Raw genomic sequence first — 19162 nt, 5'->3', positions numbered from 1 at the left:
AGTTCATCCCCACTTGCAGCGCTCCTGGGCCGGCACGGGATCGGGCGCTGGTTTCTCGCTGTCGCGGTTGAAATCGAAGCCGGTGATCACCACCAGGCGGCGGTAGACCGGCGAACCATTGGCCATGGGCCTGGCCGGTGGTGTGCCGAACGGGGCCGAGGCATGCACCAGCTTGAGCATGTGCTCGTCCAGCGCCTTGTCCTGCGATGACTGCAGCACGTCTGCCTGGATCACCGAGCCGTCGTTGGCCAGGGTGATGCCCACCACGCCCTGGCCGTAGAGCTTGCGCCCGTCCTGGCTCGGAAAATGGCGTGTGCCGCAGTCTTCGATGCGCACCTTCATGCGCTCGTAGTAGGTCTTCATGGGCGCGCTCATCTTCGCGCTCGGTGATATGTACAGATCCCGGGGAAGGTTGGCGCGGCCTTCGATCTCCGCGATGCGGGCGCGCAGCCGCTGCTTTCGCACGGTCTCCGGCATCTCCGCCAACTGGCGCTTGAGGTCCTGGATCATCGCGCGCTGGGCTTTTTCAAGCTCCGCGATCTGTTCCTGTGCCAGGTCCTGTGGCGAGGGTGCGGAAGGAGGGGCCGTCTGCGCCACGGCGCAGGCCACTGCCAGCAGCGGCACGAGGGTCATGAGCCGTAGGGCTCGCAGGGAGATGGTCATGCCGGGTCGGTCGTCAAAAAGCGCCAAAAAATCCAACGCGCCTAGGCCGCGCTGTGTTCGGTGGTGTGAGATGCAATCGCCACCGTCTGGCAGCAGTCGGTGGGCAGGTCCAGCCAGCGCTGTGCCGCTGCCTGCAATTGGGGCAGGCCGCCGGTGGTGAAGAGCTGCGCCCGTGGCGTTTCTGCGGCGGCGGCTGCCAGCAGGCCGGCGCTTTCCAGCAGCCGCCGCGTCTGGCGTGCCACGGGTTCGCCGGTCTCGATGAAGCGCACCGCGGGGCCCACCAGCGTGCGCAGGTCGCGCTCGGCAAAGATGTAGTGCGTGCAGCCCAGCACCAGGGTGTCGATGGCACCGGCGCCGGTGCCGAAGGGGCCCATGGCGTCGATGTAGCGCTCGCACAGTTCCCAGGTCTCGGTGCCTTGGGGGCTGGCGGGCACGGGGCGGTCCACGCTGCGCTCGATGGCATGGGCCAGACCATCGCAGGGCTGCGTCACAAACTCGGCCTGGCCCTGCAGGCTGGCCAGCAGCTTGCCGAACTTGGCGCTGGTCAAGGTGCCGCGCGTGCCGATCACGCCTACGCGCCCGGTCTGCGTCACGGCCAAGGCGGGCTTGATGGCCGGTTCCAGCCCCACCAGCGGCAGGGCCGGGTAGCGGCTGCGCACCTCGTGGATGGCCGCAGCCGTGGCCGTGTTGCAGGCCACCACCAGCGCCTTGATGCCATGCTGCTCCAGCAGGTGGCGCGTGATGGCATGCGTGCGCGCGCCCACATAGGCATCGCCGCGCTCGCCATAGGGGGCATGCGCGCTGTCGGCCAGGTAGACGAAGCGCTCGTGCGGCAGCTCGGCGCGCAGGGCCCGCAGTACGCTGAGGCCGCCCACGCCGCTGTCAAAGACGCCGATGGGCTGTGAATTCGGGGAGGTCATGGCGGGATGGGACGGGGCGGGCGGTGGAAAAGAAAAGTGTGCCGAGCAATGTAACTCCACCACGCCTGCGGCGCACGGGCACCGGTATGAAAACCTGGCACGTGCCAAGAAAAATCCCCCGGCCGTGCCTGGTGCACTGCCGGGGGATCGTGGTCTTGGCCGGGCTCTTCAGCCGGCGCCGTCAGCCGGTCAGGCCGCTGCTACCTCGATACCCCGGAACTCGCCAGTGGCAATGCGCTTTTGCCACTCCGCCGGTCCGGTGATGTGGGCACTGGTGCCCCCGGCATCCACCGCCACCGTCACCGGCATGTCCACCACGTCGAATTCGTAGATGGCTTCCATCCCCAGGTCGGCAAAGCCCAGCACCTTGGCGGTCTTGATGGCCTTGCTCACCAGGTAGGCAGCGCCACCCACGGCCATCAGGTAGGCGCTCCGGTGCTTCTTGATCGCCTCGATGGCCACCGGGCCGCGTTCGGACTTGCCGATCATCGCGATCAGTCCGGTCTCGGCCAGCATCATCTCGGTAAAACCGTCCATGCGCGTGGCGGTGGTCGGGCCAGCGGGGCCCACGGCCTCGTCACGCACCGGGTCCACCGGTCCCACGTAGTAGATCACGCGGTTGGTGAAGTCCACGGGCAGCTTCTCGCCCCGGGCCAGCATGTCCTTGATGCGCTTGTGCGCGGCGTCGCGGCCGGTGAGCATCTTGCCGTTGAGCAGAAGCGTGTCGCCGGGCTTCCAGCTGGCCACTTCTTCCTTGGTCAGGGTGTCCAGGTTGACCTTCTTGCTCTTGTTGTAGTCGGGCGCCCAGTTCACGTTGGGCCACAGGTCCAGCGAAGGCGGGTTCATGTACACCGGGCCCGAGCCATCCATCACGAAGTGCGCGTGGCGCGTGGCTGCGCAGTTGGGGATCATGGCCACGGGCTTGCTGGCCGCGTGGGTGGGGTACATCTTGATCTTCACGTCCAGCACCGTGGTCAGCCCGCCCAGGCCCTGCGCGCCGATTCCCAGGGCGTTGACCTTGTGGTACAGCTCCAGGCGCATCTCCTCGACCTTGTTGAGCTTGTCGCCGCGCGAGGACTTGGCCTGCAGCTCGTACATATCGAGGTCGTCCATCAGACTTTCCTTGGCCAGCAGCACCGCCTTCTCGGCCGTGCCGCCGATGCCGATACCCAGCATGCCCGGCGGGCACCAGCCGGCGCCCATGGTGGGCACGGTCTTGAGCACCCAGTCGATCACGCTGTCACCGGGGTTGAGCATGATCATCTTGCTCTTGTTCTCGCTGCCGCCGCCCTTGGCCGCCACGGTGATGTCCAGGCTGGCGCCGGGCACGATCTGCGCGAAGATCACCGCAGGCGTGTTGTCCTTGGTGTTCTTGCGGTCGAACTCGGGGTCGGCCACCACGCTGGCGCGCAGGGTGTTGTCGGGGTGGTTGTAGCCGCGGCGCACGCCTTCGTTGATGGCGTCTTCCAGACCGCCGGGGAAGCCTTCCCAGCGCACGTCCATGCCGACCTTCAAGAACACGTTGACGATGCCGGTGTCCTGGCAGATCGGGCGCTGGCCGGTGGCGCTCATCTTGCTGTTGGTCAGGATCTGGGCGATCGCGTCCTTGGCCGCGGCGCTCTGCTCGCGCTCGTAGGCGCGCGCCAGGTGGGCGATGTAGTCGCTGGGGTGGTAGTAGGAGATGTACTGCAGCGCAGCAGCAACGGACTCGACGAGATCGTCGTACTTGATCGTGGTGGTCATCGTGTTTCTGTCGTGGGCGGAACGGGTGCGTGTCTGTGCACGCTGGCTGCCGCCTGGGACGGCGCCGAGCACAATTATCCCACCCGCGTGCTGACAGGGGGCTGGCACGGGAAATGGCCCGCATTCGCCGAGCCGCGGCGCAAAAGATAGGATGGTGCAACTCCACCATCTGGCGCCTTCACCCATGGTCTACGCCTCGACAGAACTTGAGTTTCTCGGTGCCCTTCTGGCGGTCGCAGCGCGTGAGGAAATCATGCCCCGCTTCACGCGCCTGTCTGCGGTAGACCGCCGGCAAAAGACCTCGGCCTTCGACATCGTGACGGAGGCTGATGAGTCAGCGGAGGCGGCCATCCTGTCGGCTTTGCGTGCACGGCACCGCAGTGGCGCTGCCTATATCGGGGAAGAATCCGCCGGGCGCGATCCTTCGCTGCTCGCCTCCATCGCCACGGCCGACCTGGCCTTCATCATCGACCCGCTGGACGGCACGAAGAACTTCGCCTCTGGCCTGCCGCTGTTCGGCGTGATGGCGGCCGTGACCGTGGCGGGCGAGGTGGTCGCCGCAGCCATCCACGATCCCGTGCGCGCGGATACGGCCTTTGCCATCAAGGGCGGTGGCGCGTGGATGGAATCGGCTGGCGGTGAGCGCATGGCGCTGCAGGTGGCGCCGCCGGTGCCGGTGGGAGAGATGGAATGCGTGGTGGGCACCAACTTCCTGCCGGAGCCGCTGCGCACAGAGGTCAACTCCCGGCTGTCGCGCCTGGGCATGAGCACCTGGTTGCGCTGCGCGGCGCACGAATACCGGCTCGCCGCTGCTGGCCATGTGCATGCCGTGTTCTACAACAGGCTCATGCCCTGGGACCATGCCGCTGGCTGGCTGCTGCACCGCGAGGCGGGCGGGTATTCGGGCCACTTTGATGGCAGCGGCTATCTGCCGTCGCACACCGCGGGCGGGCTGGTCTGTGCGCCTGACCAGCGCAGCTTCGACGCGGTGCGCGGGGCCTTGCTGGCATAGACCCCTTGGCAGGGGGCGGGGCCGGTTCAGGCGGGTTCGTCCTCGACCCCGGGCTCTTCGCTGTCTTCTTCGGGGTACATGTCGGCATCGACATCCACCAGGGGATCTGCGGGCAGGTCGCCGTCCGCGTCGTCTGCGGATGCGAGGGATTCCATGTGGTCGGGCAGGATGTCGCGCGCTTCGCGGTGCAGGCCGGGCTCGACGCTGGCGCGCTCGCCGGTGCCGTAGCGGTCGGTGTCCATCTCGGGGTCGGCGCTGTAGACGCCGGCGCTGTCGCTGCCCGAGTCGGACGCATCGCTGGGGCCCATGCTGTCGTTGCCGGTGGCGCTGTGGGTGGGCGGGAGGTTGTCGGCGTCGATGCCGAGCAGGCTGCTGTTGGCCATGGAAGTCTCCGATCTGGCTGGGTGCGCACCGGTCAACGGGAGTCGGCACGGCAATGGCGGTGCGGCCACTGTGGTGCCATGGTGCGCGCGCCCTGCGCTGCGCGGTGTAAGAACATGCCGACGATTGCTACCGATGGTCACGGGGACCGAAGGACTTAGCACTGGCGGGTCCCGCAAAAAAGCCAGCGTATGTCTGAAAAGGCGCGCGGCTCAAGCCAGTGCCCCCGCGCAAGGGCCGCCCCGCCGCGCTGGGGGCGTCCCCCTGAGGGGGAAGGCGCGAAGCGCCTCAGGGGGCATCACAAGCTCCCGATCACGGACGGCGTGAAGTCCACGGCACCGTCCGGCTTTTCGCCCTGCGACCAGGCGAACAGCGAATCCGCCGGCATGGGGCGGGCAAAGAAGAAACCCTGCAGTTCGTCACAGTCCATGGCCAGCAGGATGTCGCGCTGGCCGCTGGTTTCCACGCCCTCGGCCACCACGCGCAGGCCCAGCGCGTGTGCCAGGCTCACCACGGCGCTCACCACGGCGCGGGCGTCTTCGCTGTCTTCCAGGTCGTTGACGAAGCTGCGGTCGATCTTGAGCTGCTGCGCGGGCAGTTGGCGCAGGTAGTTGAGGCTGGAGTAGCCGGTGCCGAAGTCGTCGATGGACAGGAACACGCCGATGCGTGCCAGCCCTTCGAAGGTGCGCTGCGTGGCCTTGATGTCCTCCATGGCCACCGATTCGGTGATCTCGCACAGCAGTTGCGAGGCATCGAGCCCGTGAAACTGCAGCGCCTGCCCGATGCGCTCGGCCAGGCCGCTTTCGCGCAGCTGGTGCACCGACAGGTTGATGGCCACGCGCATGCGCAGGCCGCTGCGGCCCCACTCGGCCGTCTGGCGGCAGGCTTCGTTGATGACCCAGGCGCCCAGGCGCCCGATCAGGCCGAAGCGCTCGGCCAGGGTGATGAACACCATGGGGGGCACCATGCCGTGCTTGGGGTGGTTCCAGCGCAGCAGTGCCTCCACGCCGCTGATCTGGCCGCGCGTGCCGTCGATCTTGGGTTGGTAGTGCAGGGCCAGCTCGCCCCGGTCCAGCGCCTGGCGCAGGTCGTTCAGCAGCTCCAACTGCTCGGAGGCGTCCGAGCCCATGTGGGGCTCGAACAGCGCGTAGCAGCCACCGCCTGCGCGCTTGGCGGCGTACATGGCCGCATCGGCGTTGGCCACCAGCTTGGTGCGGTCGCCATGGTCGGGGTGCACGACGATGCCGATGGAGCAGGCGATCTGGACCTTCTTGCCCGACACCTCGAAGGGCCGCGACAGCGATTCGAGCACGCGGTTGGCCATGCTGACGCAGGCGGCCACGTCGGTCACGTCTTCCAGCAGGATCAGGAACTCATCGCCACCCACGCGGGCCACCGTGTCGCTCTCGCGCGCCTCCTGGCGCAGCCGGTCCGCTGCGCTGCGCAGAATCACGTCGCCGGCCGCATGGCCGAACGAGTCGTTGATGGGCTTGAAGCCGTCAAGGTCGACGAACAGCACGGCCAGCCGGTCTTCCACACGGTGGTGATTCGTGCGGTCCAGGCGCAGCAGGGCATGGATGAGGCGGTCCTCGAACAGCAGGCGGTTGGGCAGGCCGGTGAGTGCGTCGGCAAAGGCGCGCTTTTGCAGTTCGTCGTTGGCGGCCTGCAGGCGCGCATTGCTCTCCCGCAGCGAATGGGTGAGCTGCTGCGCCGTGTTCTGCAGCCGTGAGTCCAGGATGGAGGTGAACAGCGTGCTCACCAGCAGCATGCCGGTGGCGATGAGCACCATCGCCGTCATACCCGGGCCACCCAGCTCGCCGGCGCTCAGGCACACGGCGCCCACCGCAAAGCGGGCTGCCGCCATGCCGGTGTAGTGCATGCCGCAGATGGCCACTGCCATCACGAACGAGGCGGCCAGCTGGTAGCCCACGCGCTGGCTGGGCCGCACGCGGCGCAGCAGTTTGAAGATGAGCAGTGCCGAGGCCGAGGCCAGCACCGCGATCAGCACCGACAGGACCACCACCCGGTAGTCCCAGACGATGCCGGGGTTCATGTCCATGGCCGCCATGCCGATGTAGTGCATGCCGCTGATGCCGGCGCCCATCACCAGGGCCCCCAGTGCGAGCTGGGTGTTGCCAAAGTGCTCGCGGCTGGCCAGCTCCAGCGCCACGCCCGATGCCGCCACTGCCGCCAGCCAGGACAGCAGGGTGGCGCCGCCGGAAAAACCGATCTCGATGGGCAGCTTGAACGCCTGCATGCCCAGGAAGTGCATGGACCAGATGCCCGTGCCCATGACGATGGAGCCCGCCGCCCACCAGGCCAGGCCTACGCGGCGCTGCGCCGTGCGCACCCGCCGTGCCAGGTCCAGCGTGACGTAGGAGGCCAGCATGGCAATGGCAAAAGAGGCTGCCACCACGAACAGGTTGTAGCTGAAAGGCATGAACGTGTTCATGGAATGGACAAACAGGAAAAAGGCATTGGTTCTGGATAGGCAGGTTGCGCCCGCACAGGCGCGCCGTCAAGAGGGCGCGCCTGTGCGGGCGGCAGAACCTGTTCATGGTCTCTCGGATTGAACGCGTGCAGGCCGCAGGCAGAGCGGCACAGGCCATGCGGCTGCACACCCTGCTGCGGGCTCCCAAGGTTCAACCAGGGCAATGTGCCCGGCAAGAGGGGTATGGGGATGGGGCTGCTCCGCAGGCTTGCCGGGGGGCATCTGCAGTGCGGCCTGGGATCCATGGAGCGGCATTCCGTCACAGGCGACGCGCCCCGGAAAAACACCGTGAACAGGTTCTTTGTGGGACAAAGTGTACCAATTTGTTGCGAAATTTGTTGGAGTGGGGGCTCTAGGCCCGCAGCCCATGGGCGGGCATGGCGGCACAATCCATGGATGCTGTGCGCCCATCGGCGGCAGTCGCATTTCCCCGGAATCTGCCCATGCTTTCGGGTTGGTAAATGAGAATTGTTTTGTTTTGCCTTATGCTCCGGGCGCGCCGGGCTCCCCTCGGCCACCCCTTTTCTGCGGCCCGCCGCTGCCGCACCGGGCCGTGCTGGCCCATCTGACAGTTGTTTACCCTGGAGTACCGTTTCCCATGACCTCCCGTACCGAACGCGACACCTTTGGCCCCATCGAAGTGCCGGCCGACAAGCTGTGGGGCGCGCAGACGCAGCGCTCGCTGCAGAACTTCGACATCTCGGGCGAGCAGCAGCCGCGCGAGATCATCAAGGCGCTGGCCCAGGTCAAGCGCGCCTCGGCCGTGGTGAACCAGGCCCTGGGCCTGCAGGACGCCAAGAAGACCGAGGCCATCGTCGCCGCCGCCGATGAAGTCATCGCAGGCAAGCACCCTGGCGAGTTCCCGTTGGTGGTGTGGCAGACGGGCTCGGGCACGCAGACCAACATGAACGTCAACGAGGTGCTGGCCAACCGTGCCAGCGAGATTTTGGGCGGCGAGCGCGGGGACGGCCGCCTGGTGCACCCCAACGACGACGTGAACCGCAGCCAGTCGAGCAACGACGTGTTCCCCACTGCCATGCATGTGGCCGCTGTGGAAGCGCTCACGCACAAGCTGCTGCCCGCGATTGCCAAGCTGCGCGCCACCTTAGACAAGAAAGCCAAGGACTTCGACGGCATCGTCAAGATCGGGCGCACCCACCTGCAGGACGCCACCCCGCTCACGCTGGGCCAGGAGTTCTCGGGCTACGTGGCCCAGCTCGACCATGGCGAGCGCCACGTGCGCGCGGCGCTGCCTCACCTGTACGAGCTGGCCCTGGGCGGCACGGCGGTGGGCACGGGCCTCAACGCCCCCAAGGGCTACGCCGAGCAGTCCGCCGCCGAGCTGGCGCGCCTGACGGGCCTGCCCTTCGTCACCGCGCCCAACAAGTTCGAGGCCCTGGCCTCGGTGGATGGCCTGGTGCATGCGCACGGTGCGCTCAAGACCCTGGCCGCCAGCATGATGAAGATCGCCAACGACGTGCGCTGGCTGGCCAGCGGCCCGCGCAGCGGCATCGGCGAGCTCAGCATCCCCGAGAACGAGCCCGGCTCGTCCATCATGCCCGGCAAGGTCAACCCCACGCAGAGCGAGGCCGTGACCATGCTGGCCGCCCAGGTGTTCGGCAACGACGTGGCCATCAACTTCGGCGGCGCCTCGGGCAACTTCGAGCTCAACGTGTTCCGCCCCATGGTGGCGCACAACTTCCTGCAGAGCGTGCGCCTCTTGGCCGACGGCATGGTCAGCTTCAACGACCAGTGCGCCGTGGGTATCGAGCCCAACCGCGAACGCATCACCGAGCTGGTCGACCGCTCGCTGATGCTGGTGACGGCGCTCAACACCCACATCGGCTACGACAAGGCCGCCTTTATCGCCAAGAAGGCCCACAAGGAAGGCACCAGCCTGCGCGAAGCCGCCGTGGGCTCGGGCCATGTGACGGGCGAGCAGTTCGACCAGTGGGTGGTGCCGGGCAACATGGTGGGGCGTTGAGCGTGGTCACTTGTTGGCACGCATCACCTTGACCACGGCCGCCGCTTCCTCGTCTGCGTAGCCCGCTTCCTCGGCTTGGCGGAACAGCGTTTCCGCCAGCTCCGGCACGGCGGCGTGGATGCCGGCGTCGCGCGCGTGCTGTGCGATGCGGCGCGTGGCGTCGATGGAGATGCGCAGCGGGCTTTGCGTGATGGCGAAGTCGCCGCTGTGGATCACCGTGCCCTGGTGCTGCAGGAAGGCGCCGAACGAGGGCGCGATCTGGTTCACAAGCACGCCGTAGTGCTCGACGTCGAGGCCCTCCGTCTCGGCAATGCGGGCGCCGTGGAAGAAGCCCACGGTGGCGCCGTAGACATACGACAGCGTGGCGAAATCCATCGCCGAGGCGAGCGAGGGGCGCTCGCCCAGGAACGTGACGCCGCCGCCGAACACCTGCAGCACGGCCTGCGCGTTGTTGAAGGCCTGCTGCGCGCCCGACACGAAGACCGGCGTCGTCGGCAGCCCCATCTGCTCTGGGGCGGCCTGTATCGCGCCGTCCAGGTAGTGGGCGCCCTGGCTGCGCACCCAGCCGTCCATGTCCAGCGCCTCCTGGGGGCTGCCGGTGGTCAGGTGCACCAACGTGCGGCCCTTCAATGCCGCTCCCACCCCCGGTGACAGCAGGATGGCGTTGGCCACCTCGTAGTCCTTCACGCAGACCACGATCACCTCGCTGGCGGCGATGGCCTGCGCCACGTCCTGGTGCAGGGTGGCCCCCAGGCCCACCACCTCGGCGGCGTGGGCCGGCGAGCGGTTCCATACGCTCACCCGGTGGTCTGCCTGCAGCAGCAGTGCGGCCAGCTTCTTGCCCATGGTCCCCATTCCGATCACGGTCGTTTTCATGCCAATCCCTTTCGTTCAGTAGCGCCAAACCGCGGGCGCAAAGTGCTTCCGCGGCGGCCATTGAATAATCCGCAGGAACGCTTGGCCGGTCGCGCACGAACGGCTTTTTGGAGAGCACGGATGGACGAATCTGCATTGGCGATTACCCCCGGCCGCGCCGGCCTGCAGGTGGACCTGGTGGAAACGCCGGGCGGCGTGGTCGAGCTCAAGCCGATGGCAGATATGCGCATCCGCGTGCATTCGGGCGAGCCGGTGCAGGGCCAGTGCGGCGCGCAGCGCTTTGTCTACACGCGCGGCGACGTGGACATCGTCGCCGCCGGGCAGTCCGACATCTGGCATGAAGACGGGCCGGGCCGCTCGGTGGTGCTGCGCTTTGCGCCGGCACTGCTCGAACGCATAGCCCTGGAGGCTGGCCTGCCGCCCGGCCGCGCCGCCCTGGCGCCGCTCCACCAGTTCCAGGACGCGCACCTGGCGCACATCGCCTGGGCGCTGGAGGCCGAGCGCCAGGCCGGTTCGCCCAATGGTCGCCTATATGCCGAGAGCCTGGGCACGGCCCTGGCCGTGCACCTGCTGGGCCGCTACACGCTGGCCAGGAAGGCGCCGCCCAGCCTGTCCGCGGCGCAGCTGCGCCGGGTGGTGGACTACATCGAGAACCGGCTGGACCAAGACCTCTCGCTGCCGGTGCTGGCCGGCGTGGCGCACAGCAGCATGTCGCACTTCAAGACGCTGTTCAAGCGTTCGCTGGGCGTGCCTGTGCACGAGTACGTGGTGCAGCGCCGGGTGGAGCGCGCCCGCGCGCTGCTGCGCCAGGGCCAGTTGCCGGCCAGCCAGGTGGCCCTGGCGGCGGGCTTTGCGCACCAGAGCCACATGGCGCGCGCCATGCGCCGCGTGCTGGGGGTGTCGCCGGGCATGTTGCGCGCGCAGTAGTGTCCGCGCGCGGCTACTCAGGCAGCTGTCAATCGGTTCTGTGAACTGTTGCGGGTTCGCTGTGCGGCAGCGACTCCTGCTGCGCCAGCGCTTCGAGCTGCGCGAGGTTGTGCACCACGATGTCGCGCTGGTGGATGCCGATGATGCCCTCGCGCTCCATCCACTTGAGCTCCATGTTGATACGCTGGCGCGAGCCGCCCAGCAGCTGCGCCAGCTCGTCCTGCACCAGCGACAGACCGATGGCGCCGCGCGTGCCGGGCACGGCCGCGCGCTCGCCGAAGCGGCGCAGCATGTGCAGGAGTTGCTTGGCCAGCCGTGCGCGCAGGGGCAGGGTGGCCATGTCCTCCATCATCCAGTACAGATAGCGCATGCGCCGCGCCTGCAGGGTGAGCAGCGCCTCGCCGAACGAGGGGTGTTCGCGCAGCAGCTGGCGGAACACCGCCTCGGCCACGCTGAGCACCGTGGTGGGGCCATGCGCGTGGGCGTCGTAGGTGTTGGCGCCCTGGTGCAGCACCTCGGCCTCGCCGACCCAGATGCCCGGCTCCACATAGGCCAGCGTGACCTGCTTGCCCGAGGGCGTGGTGCGCCGAAAGCGGATGGCGCCGCTGGCACAGGTGAACCAGTCCGTTGCCGGCTTGCCCTGCTCGACGATCATCTTGCCGTGCGCGTAGCGCGTGACGCGGCCCAGGCGCAGGATGTCGTGCCTGAGCGAGGGCGTGAGCGCCGCGAACCACCGGCCGCGGTTGATGGCGTCGCGCTCTTCCAGGCTCAGGAAGGGGCGCTGCTGCGCGTTGCGGTCAGCGCCGCTGCTCAGTGATTCCAGCATGGTGATGGGCTGCTCGTGGGGGCGATGTCGATGGGGGTACCGATGGCGGCAGGAGGGACCGCTGTTTTTGCCGCGCTGCAGCAATTTTAGCCACCCACCACCCCAGCCGAGGCTCGGCGCGGCACCTTGGCGACACGGACTCAGGCTTTTGCCGCCGCCTTGCCGCGCGGCTTGTGCAGAAAGGCCAGCAGCCGCCGCTCCGCCGCGCTCAGCCCCCGGGGCGATGCCGCGCCGCCGGCGCGCTCCCACACCGACTGCATGCCCGGCCCTGCGTCGGACACCAGGCGCGAGCCCAGCTCCAGCACCGCCGGGTGCACGTACGACTTCTTGCACACGGCGGGTGTGTTGCCGAGCTGGCGCGCCACCTCGGCCAGGATGTCCCTGGCGCTGTAGGCCTGTGGCCCCGCCGGGCCCGCGCAGGCCAGGCGCGTGAGCTCCAGCGCCTGCACCGTGCCGTGCCAGGTGCGGAAGTCCTTGGCGGTAAAGCGCATGGCATCGGCGCCGGCCTTGTCGGCCCCGGTGATCTCGGCCAGGTAGTCGTTCACATCGCCCGAGCCCACCGCGTGGGGTTGTCCGTCATCGCCTTCGTACTGGAACAGCTCCTGCCCCGGCAGTTGCTGGCAGCGGCGCACCACGCGGGCCACGCGCTGGTCGTCCAGCGCGGCCTGCTGCGGCACGCCGCTCTTGCCCCTGAAGCTCAGTGTGAGCTTGCTGCCGTGCAGCCTGGCATGGCGTGTGCGCAGCGTGGTCAGGCCGAAGGAGTTGTTGCTGCTGGCGTACTCCTCATTGCCCACGCGCACGAAGGTGGTGTCCAGCAGGCGCAACAGCGTGGCCAGTACCAGGGTGCGCGAGAGGGCGTTGCCGCGTGCGCCGTCCTTCAGATCGCGCGCCACGCGCGCTCGGATGCGCGGCAGCGCGCGGCCAAAGGCCTGCATGCGGTCGAACTTGTGCTCGTCGCGCTGCCGCCGCCAGTCCGGGTGGTAGCGGTACTGCAGCCGGCCGCGCGCGTCCAGACCCGTGGCCTGCAGGTGGCCGTTGGGCAGCGGGCAGATCCACACGCTGGTGTAGGCCGGCGGTATCGCCAGCCGGTTGATGCGCGCCACCTCGTCGGGATCCACCACCCACTGCCCGTCGGGGCTGCGGTAGCGAAAGGCCTTGCCGCGCTTCACGCGCGTGAGGCCCGGCATGGCGGTGCTGACATAGCGCAGCCCACCGGGCAGGCGGGGGCGGGATGGGGTGGTCTTGCGTGGGGAGGAGGCGGGCGAAGGCATGCCCCGATCACACCGCGGCCTGCCGGGAGCGGCCGTAGGAGCCCGCTCGACACCGGCGTGGGACGGCGCCGCAGCCAGCTTGGGCGGCCTGCCCGTGGTCTATTTCGCCGCGCCCGCCACGGCGTGGCGGCAACCGAAGGACAGGTTCTCGCGCGCGATGTCGTCGCTGCCGCACTGCCATTTGCCGATGTCGCCCTGGCCCTTGCGCTTCTTCATCGTGGGCATGTAGACCAGGTGCTTGCCGTCCAGTGGCTCGCCCGCGCCGTCGGCAATGGTCAGGCGTACCACGCCATTGGCCGGTTCGATTGCCAGCGCCTTGAAGCCTGCCGGCAACTGCCCCGTCTGGGCCAGGCCGATGGCCGCCGCATTGGCAGGAAAGCTGCCGGTGTTGCGGTAGTGGTTCTCCACCAGTTGCAGCACGGGGCGCGCAGCCTTGTCCAGCAGGCGTACCTGGTCGCGGTGCGGGTTGGCGGGCTCGTCGCCCTGGTTCCACAGCGCCGCGGCCACCATGATCGCGAAACTGAAGGCCGACAGCGCTCCCAGCGCCACCATCGCCTTGAGGAACCAGCCCGGCCCGCGTTCCAGTGCCACGGCCTTCTGGATGGCGGTGTCGCTGGCGTTGCTGGAAACGACGAAGGTGCCCGTCATCGAGCTGTGCAGGCCGCGCTCGCCGAACAGGGCCGTGAGCACGCGGTGCAGCAAAAAGGGCACGGCCACCGTGAGCCCCAAGGTCAGCGTGTACTTGAGGAAATGCCGCAGCATGGAGCGCACCACGCCGGGCCGCTCGCCCGTGCGCGTGGTGACGCGCATGCCGAGCAGGCGCTTGCCTGGCGAGCCCCGGCCCATGGCGTCCATCAGCGCGGGGGAGAACAGGCCCAGCACCGCCAGTGCCAGCGCGGCCGGGTAGACGGCGTTCGGGGCTGCGTCGAATAACGGTCGGGCCAACACCCAGACCAGCACCATCGCGATGGGCAGGACCAGCATGAGGAACCCGTCGATCAGTGTGGCGCCCAGGCGCGGCAGGGTGCCGGGAAACACCTCGACCAATTCGGCCTGGTGTGCCTGCTTTTGCGCAGGCTTGGGGGCCGGGGCTTTGGCGTCAGGGAATGGGGCTGGGGCTGCACCTGCCTGCGTGCCAGCCACCGGCAGCGGCGCCTGGCAGCTGAAGCATTGGGTGTAGAAGGCGTGGTTTTGCCAGTTGCAGCGCGGGCATTGCATGGTGGTGCGGCAGGCCACAAGTCGATGGCCGGCAAGGGTGGGTCGAAGCGGCCGGATTATGCGGCGCACGCCCCGCCACCTGCAGCGCGCTGCGGCCACTTGTGGCCTGCACCACACACACTCACCCGAAAGAGTGAGACATTCCGCACAACTTGCGGAGTTACCTGGATGCCGCCAGCGCCTGTGCGATCCAGCTGTCGAAGGTGGCCTGGTGCGCGCGGATCCAGCCGTCCGCATGGCGCGTGAGGTCGGCGGGCCGGTTCTGCCCGTCGCGCATGGCCAGGTTCTGGGCGTTGATGTCGCCCACGGGCAGTTGCATCACCTCGAACAGCTTCGCTGCCGCCGGGTTCTGGTCGGTGAACTGCCGGTTGGCCACGATGCGCTGGTGGTTGGGGATGAAGCCGTAGTTTCTGCCATTCGCCAGGCGCGTCTCCAGAGCGGCCTGCTCGCCCGGCAGCGCGGAGTGCGGCACCTGCAGCCACACCACTTCCTGGCCGGGGCGCAGCACGCCGCTGACCCAGTAAGGCGTCCAGGTGTAGTGCAGGATGGGCTGGCCCTGCTTGAACCGGGCAAGGGTGTCGGCGATCAACGCCGAGTAGCTGCCCTGCACGTGGGTCACCGTGCCGGTGAGGCCGTAGGCCGTGAGTTGGTGCTCGATCACGCCCTCGCAGCCCCAGCCGGGCGTGCAGCCGGTGAGGTCGGCCTTGTCATCGCCGTTGGTGTCGAACAGGCGGGCGAGCTTCGGGTCCTTGAGCTGGTCGATGTGGGTGATGCCGTACTGCTCGGCCGTCTTCTTGTCGATCAGGTAGCCCTGCACGGCGTTCTGCGAATAGCTGCCGGTGCGCGAGAGTTTGGCGTCGCCACCCGCATTGCGGTAGAAGTCGGCGTGCAGCGGGTCCCAGTGGTTGGCCATGTAGGTGGCGTCGCCCTGGGCGATGGCCACGTGGGCGGTGGGGTACTCGACCTCCTTGATGGGCTGTACGGTGTAGCCCAGCTTTTCGAGCGCGCGGCCCACCAGCAGGGTCTGGAAGCTCTCTTCGGCGATGGAGCTTTGCAGGGGCTGCACGGCGATGCCCTTGCCGGGCAGGTTGGCTTGCGCGCAGGCGCCGCCTGCCAGGGTGAAGGCGGCAAGCACGGTGGCGATGCGGTGGTTCATGGATGCCATGGGTTCGTTTCCTCGTGTCGGGTGGGGGATCAGCGCAGGGCGGGCAGGGCACCCGGGCCTTGCGCGGCCCGGCGTGGCTGCACCAGGCGCGATGTGGTGCGCAACACCAGGCCCGCAGGGCCGGTGTGCCACCAGTGGCGCACGCCGCGGCGCGGCCGGCCCAGGGACTGGGTGATGCGGTCCAGCGTGATGGCCAGCAGCACGATGCCCAGGCCGCCCACGGTGGCCAGGCCCATGTCCAGCCGGCCGATGCCGCGCAGCACCATCTGCCCCAGGCCGCCCACGGCGATCATCGAGGCGATGACCACCATCGACAGCGACAGCATCAGCGCCTGGTTGATGCCGGCCATGATGGATGGCATGGCCAGCGGCAGCTGCACCTTCACCAGCATCTGCAGCGGCGACGCGCCGTAGGCGCGCGAGGCCTCGATCAGGTCGGGCCGCACCTGGCGCAGTCCCAGGTTGGTCAGGCGCACCAGCGGCGGCAGCGCAAAGACGATGGTGACCATCACGCCCGGCACGTTGCCAATGCCGAACAGCATCACCACCGGCACCAGGTAGACGAAGGCCGGCGTGGTCTGCATGGCGTCGAGCAGCGGGCGCATGAGGCGCTGGGCGCGGTCGCTGCTGGCCAGCACGATGCCCAGGGGCAGGCCGATCAGCACGCAGAAGGCCAGCGAGGTGAGCACCAGCGACAGCGTGACCATGGCCTCGGGCCAGATGCCCAGCAGCGCCACCAGGGCCAGCGACACCACCGTGCCCAGTGCGAGGGCCCGGCCCGCGAACTGCCAGGCCAGCAGGCCTGCCAGCACCACCATGGCCGGGGCGGGCAGGCTGGTGAGCAGGCCCTCGACCCCGCTGAGCGTGCCGTCGATGGGCGCGCGCATACTCTGGAAAAAGGGGCGAAAGTGTTCCACCGCCCAGCCAAGGCCCTGGTTGATCCAGGCCTGTACGGGCACGGAGCCGTCGAGCCACTGGCCGGGGTTCAGGCTGCTGGCTGCAGTGGGGTCGACCGTGCCCGCCAGGTCCGCAGCCGGTAGCGGAGCGTTGAGCCAGTCGGTGGACGCTGCGCCGCCGTCGCCGGCCTGCATGGAGGCCTGCCAGGGATCGATGAAGGGCGCGGGCTGCGGCAGGGCGGTGGCGGCATCGCCGGCCCAGGGGCTGGTTTCGGTCTGAAGGGGCAGGGATGCTTCCCGCGCCATGGCGGGGAGTGTTGGGTTCAGCGTGGTCTCGGTCATGCGGGGCTCCCGGTGGTGGCGGTCGATGGGGTGGTGGCGGCGGGAAGGGGCGGTGTGTCCCGGTCCAGAAAGCGCAGCAGCGTGGTCTTGCTGATGGCGCCGCGAAAGCGCCCATCGGCCTCCACCACGGGCAGCGCGCAGGGCGCCTGCGCCACCTGGCCGAACAGGTCGGCCACCGGCGCCTGCGCAGCGATGGGCTCCACCCCTCCGATGTAGGCATGCTGCAGCCCCAGCGGCCCGGTGTGGCCGCGCAGGGCCGCGCGCAGCGAGTCGGCCGACACGGTGCCCAGGTAGCGCCGGCTGGGGCTGAGCACGTAGGCGAAGTCGTCATCGTGCCCCTCGATCAGCTGCAGCGCCGCACGGGCGCCCCGGTCGCTGTGCTCGTTCACCACGGTGAGGCGCTTGCGCGCGATGTCGCCGGCCTTGAACACGGCGGCTGCGTCCACGCCGCGCACGAAGCTGCGCACGTAGTCGTTGGCAGGGTTTCGCAGGATCTCGTCGGGCGTGCCCACCTGCACCACTTCGCCGTCTTTCATGATGGCAATGCGGTCGCCGATGCGCATGGCCTCGTCCAGGTCGTGCGAGATGAAGACGATGGTGCGCCGGCGCACCTGCTGCAGGCGCAGCAGCTCGCCCTGCATCTCCGAGCGGATGATCGGGTCCAGGGCGGAGAAAGCCTCGTCCATGAGCAGGATGGACGGGTCGCTGGCCAGCGCCCGCGCCAGGCCCACGCGCTGCTGCATGCCGCCGGAGAGCTCGTCGGGGTAGCTCGCGCCCCAGCCGGCCAGGCCCACCTGCTCCAGCGCCAGGGCGGCCTGCTGCTGGCGCTCCGCACGGCCCACCCCGGCCAGTTCGAGCCCGAAGGCGGCGTTGTCCTGCACCGTCAGGTGCGGCATGAGGGCGAAGGACTGGAACACCATGCTGATGTCCTTGCGGCGCAGGGCGCGCAGCTGGCGCTCGCCCAGGGCGTTGATGTCCTCGCCTTCCACCAGGATGCGGCCGGCCGTGGGTTCGATCAGGCGGTTGAGCATGCGCACCAGCGTGGATTTGCCCGAGCCCGACAGGCCCATGACGACGAAGATCTCGCCGGCCGCGATGGTGAAGCTGGCGTCGAAGACGGCGATGGAATTGCCGGTCTGCGTCAGGATGTCTTTCTTGCCCAGGCCCTGGCGTGCCAGGTCCAGCGCGGTCTGCGGCGTGTCGCCGAAAACCTTGAACACATGCTCGATGGTGATTTGTTTGGCCATGGGGTGGGTCCTTCCTCGGTGGATGGCTGGTGGATCAACACGCCCGGCCACCTGCAGGTGGCCCAGGCTCGATGGAAGGCCGGAAAAGCGGAACCCTGATGCGGCAGCCGACCCGGCGCGCAGGCGCAGGGCACAAAGGCAAGGGGTGGGCACGGCAGGTGCCCGGATCGGCCCGGATGGCACGCAAGGTGGTGCGCAAGGGCCTCAGAGTCGGCGCGGCCCCGCAGGGGTGGCCGAACGCTGAACGATACATCAGGGCCGGAGATCCGGCCATGGCGTCGGAGGCTGCTGTCCGTCAACAGGTTTCAGCCGCCCCGACTGGGGGATTCGCCCTGTGAAAAGGACGAATTACCTGCGTTGCAGGTTGTAAAACACCGGTGAATTATATGTATTCAGTGCGTTTATGTCGGGAATGCGGGTTTTTACGACGGTGGTATAAGCGGGCGCACCGCGCGCGTTGCCCATGAAAAAAGCCCCGCCGGACCTGGCGGGCAGGTCCTTGCGGGGCTTGGTTGGCCGGGGCCGGTCAGTGCCGTGCAGGCGGTGTGCTGTGCGCCATCAGGCGGTCCGTCGCCGCGATGGCCAGCGCGCTCAGCAGGAACACCACGTGGATGATGGTCTGCCACATCAGCACCTTCTCGTCGTAGTTGGCGGCGTTGATGAAGGTCTTGAGCAGGTGGATGGAGCTGATGCCGATGATGGCCGTGGCCAGCTTGACCTTGAGCACCGAGGCGTTCACGTGGCTCAGCCATTCGGGCTGGTCGGGGTGGTCTTCGAGGTGCAGGCGCGAGACAAAGGTCTCGTAGCCGCCCACGATGACCATGATCAGCAGGTTGGAGATCATCACCACGTCGATCAGCGCCAGCACCACCAGCATGATGATGGTCTCGTTGAGCGCCGTGACCTCGAAATCGCTCTTGTAGCCGATGCTGGAAACCAGCTGTTTGAGCGCCGCCGTGTTGCCGAAGGCGGCCTCGATCAGGTGCACCAGCTCCACCCAGAAATGGAACACATACACCGCCTGCGCCAGGATCAGGCCCAGGTACAGGGGCAGTTGCAGCCAGCGGCTCGCAAAGATCAGCGAGGACAGGGGGCGCATGGGCGTGGGCTTGAGGGGGGGCTTGGGGGCGGACATAAAGGGGGTGGGGTAGGGGAGACGCGCGATTTTAGGGTGTCTCCCGCAGTGGCCTGTGACAGGAC

At 68.3% G+C, this 19162-nt stretch carries 15 protein-coding genes and 1 pseudogene; 3 read left to right on the top strand and 13 right to left on the bottom strand.

Going from position 1 to position 19162, the window contains the following annotated elements; all coding sequences use genetic code 11:
- Positions 1-3: 3 nt before the first annotated feature.
- The 3 genes from QYL93_RS21130 to QYL93_RS21120 form a co-directional block, all read right to left on the bottom strand.
- Complete coding sequence (locus tag QYL93_RS21130; RefSeq protein ID WP_305745504.1) at positions 4-663, bottom strand: TonB family protein; 660 nt, start codon at positions 661-663, stop codon at positions 4-6.
- A gap of 41 nt (positions 664-704) precedes the next feature.
- Complete coding sequence (murI, locus tag QYL93_RS21125; protein ID WP_305745503.1) at positions 705-1583, bottom strand: glutamate racemase; 879 nt, start codon at positions 1581-1583, stop codon at positions 705-707.
- Between the two features lie 189 nt (positions 1584-1772).
- Positions 1773-3326, bottom strand: a complete 1554-nt coding sequence (locus QYL93_RS21120) for a fumarate hydratase (RefSeq protein WP_305745502.1) — start codon at positions 3324-3326, stop codon at positions 1773-1775.
- Positions 3327-3510: 184 nt separating this feature from the next.
- On the opposite strand from QYL93_RS21120, the gene QYL93_RS21115 reads away from it, so the two are divergent.
- On the top strand, positions 3511-4338 hold the full coding sequence (locus tag QYL93_RS21115; RefSeq protein WP_305745596.1) for an inositol monophosphatase: 828 nt from the start codon (positions 3511-3513) through the stop codon (positions 4336-4338).
- 26 nt (positions 4339-4364) lie between these two features.
- Here the strand turns inward: QYL93_RS21115 and QYL93_RS21110 are convergent, their stop codons facing one another.
- Together QYL93_RS21110 and QYL93_RS21105 are read right to left on the bottom strand one after the other, a co-directional pair.
- Positions 4365-4721 carry a hypothetical protein gene (locus tag QYL93_RS21110; protein WP_305745501.1) on the bottom strand — a complete coding sequence of 119 codons (357 nt, stop codon included), beginning with the start codon at positions 4719-4721 and terminating at the stop codon, positions 4365-4367.
- Positions 4722-5017: 296 nt separating this feature from the next.
- Positions 5018-7171: a bifunctional diguanylate cyclase/phosphodiesterase gene (locus tag QYL93_RS21105; protein ID WP_305745500.1), complete on the bottom strand. Its 2154-nt coding sequence runs from the start codon at positions 7169-7171 to the stop codon at positions 5018-5020.
- 637 nt (positions 7172-7808) lie between these two features.
- Here QYL93_RS21105 and fumC point away from each other — a divergent pair.
- A complete protein-coding gene (gene fumC, locus QYL93_RS21100) occupies positions 7809-9194 on the top strand; it encodes a class II fumarate hydratase (RefSeq protein ID WP_305745499.1) in 1386 nt (461 codons plus the stop codon).
- 6 nt (positions 9195-9200) lie between these two features.
- Here the strand turns inward: fumC and QYL93_RS21095 are convergent, their stop codons facing one another.
- Positions 9201-10070, bottom strand: coding sequence for an NAD(P)-dependent oxidoreductase (locus tag QYL93_RS21095; protein WP_305745498.1), 870 nt, complete (start codon positions 10068-10070; stop codon positions 9201-9203).
- 120 nt (positions 10071-10190) lie between these two features.
- Here QYL93_RS21095 and QYL93_RS21090 point away from each other — a divergent pair, with 120 nt between their 5' ends.
- Positions 10191-10997 carry a helix-turn-helix domain-containing protein gene (locus QYL93_RS21090; protein ID WP_305745497.1) on the top strand — a complete coding sequence of 269 codons (807 nt, stop codon included), beginning with the start codon at positions 10191-10193 and terminating at the stop codon, positions 10995-10997.
- A 28-nt stretch (positions 10998-11025) separates the two neighbouring features.
- Here the strand turns inward: QYL93_RS21090 and QYL93_RS21085 are convergent, their stop codons facing one another.
- The 7 genes and pseudogenes from QYL93_RS21085 to QYL93_RS21055 all read right to left on the bottom strand — a co-directional run bounded on the left by QYL93_RS21085 (position 11026) and on the right by QYL93_RS21055 (position 19097).
- Positions 11026-11823, bottom strand: a complete 798-nt coding sequence (locus QYL93_RS21085) for a Crp/Fnr family transcriptional regulator (RefSeq protein WP_305745496.1) — start codon at positions 11821-11823, stop codon at positions 11026-11028.
- Positions 11824-11963: 140 nt separating this feature from the next.
- On the bottom strand, positions 11964-13094 hold the full coding sequence (locus QYL93_RS21080) for a DNA topoisomerase IB (RefSeq protein WP_305745495.1): 1131 nt from the start codon (positions 13092-13094) through the stop codon (positions 11964-11966).
- A 99-nt stretch (positions 13095-13193) separates the two neighbouring features.
- Complete coding sequence (locus tag QYL93_RS21075; protein WP_305745494.1) at positions 13194-14312, bottom strand: RDD family protein; 1119 nt, start codon at positions 14310-14312, stop codon at positions 13194-13196.
- Positions 14313-14472: 160 nt separating this feature from the next.
- Complete coding sequence (gene proX, locus QYL93_RS21070; RefSeq protein WP_305745493.1) at positions 14473-15477, bottom strand: glycine betaine/L-proline ABC transporter substrate-binding protein ProX; 1005 nt, start codon at positions 15475-15477, stop codon at positions 14473-14475.
- A 29-nt stretch (positions 15478-15506) separates the two neighbouring features.
- Positions 15507-16715, bottom strand: coding sequence for a glycine betaine/L-proline ABC transporter permease ProW (gene proW, locus QYL93_RS21065; RefSeq protein ID WP_305745492.1), 1209 nt, complete (start codon positions 16713-16715; stop codon positions 15507-15509).
- Positions 16714-17962, bottom strand: a pseudogene (proV, locus tag QYL93_RS21060) (glycine betaine/L-proline ABC transporter ATP-binding protein ProV); the annotation flags it as partial. The pseudogene proV and the gene proW, both read right to left, overlap by 2 nt.
- 526 nt (positions 17963-18488) lie before the next feature.
- Positions 18489-19097, bottom strand: coding sequence for a TIGR00645 family protein (locus QYL93_RS21055; protein ID WP_305745490.1), 609 nt, complete (start codon positions 19095-19097; stop codon positions 18489-18491).
- Positions 19098-19162 lie beyond the last annotated feature (65 nt).

Source organism: Acidovorax sp. A1169 (assembly GCF_030704685.1).
Classification (GTDB): domain Bacteria; phylum Pseudomonadota; class Gammaproteobacteria; order Burkholderiales; family Burkholderiaceae_C; genus Acidovorax.
The sequence above is the reverse complement of the archived record's forward strand: the minus strand, read 5'-3'. Positions and strand labels throughout refer to the sequence as shown.